General features: G+C 59.4%; 1 pseudogene. It reads left to right on the top strand.

Annotated features, from left to right (window positions below):
* Window positions 1–142, top strand: a pseudogene (locus tag FS320_RS44680) (ATP-binding protein); the annotation flags it as partial.
* Window positions 143–641 lie beyond the last annotated feature (499 nt).

Below are 641 nucleotides of genomic sequence, written 5' to 3'. Positions count from 1 at the left end.
GAACAAGAGCATCCGGGAGTGGACCGAGCTGCTGGCCGGCGACGAGGTGCTGGCCACGGCCATCCTCGACCGCCTGCTGCACCGAGCGCATGTTCTCAACATCAAGGGGCGCAGCTATCGCCTGCGGGATCTGGAGGAGGCTCTCCAGCGGGCTCACGCTTGAGCCGTCGTAAAACTGGATGTCGCCTTATCTCGTAAATCTCGGTGTCGCTTGACATGCGCCGAGCACAAGCCGTCTCAAGTCCTGGTTGAAGACGAACGCGTGTGCGAGAAACACCTTTGCCGCTGCTTCAAGGAAGCGCCTTCCGGAACCCTGCTGTCTTAAGCAAAGTAGCAGCAAGCGCATTCCATCCTGGGTGTTATGTGAAATTGTTCTGTAGGCACGCACCGGCCTGGCACGATCTTGATGACACCGGCTACAGCACATTGATCCTTCTTCCGAACAAGGATCATGACAGCATCGAGGCCGCTCTGCCCGAGCAGGCTGCACCAGTGCCCGGTTGACGCAGGCGCCGTGCGACCTGAGCTGCCAGAGGCTCACCACACCTGGGTTCTGGCAGCGTAAGGCCTGATAAGGAAGGAGTGCTTCATACGAGAGAAGACCCCATTCACCTGGGTGCTGCTATCCGGCAGTGCGAAGG

This window comes from Microvirga tunisiensis (assembly GCF_009296175.1).
In the GTDB taxonomy this organism is placed as follows: domain Bacteria; phylum Pseudomonadota; class Alphaproteobacteria; order Rhizobiales; family Beijerinckiaceae; genus Microvirga; species Microvirga tunisiensis.
The sequence above is the reverse complement of the archived record's forward strand: the minus strand, read 5'-3'. Positions and strand labels throughout refer to the sequence as shown.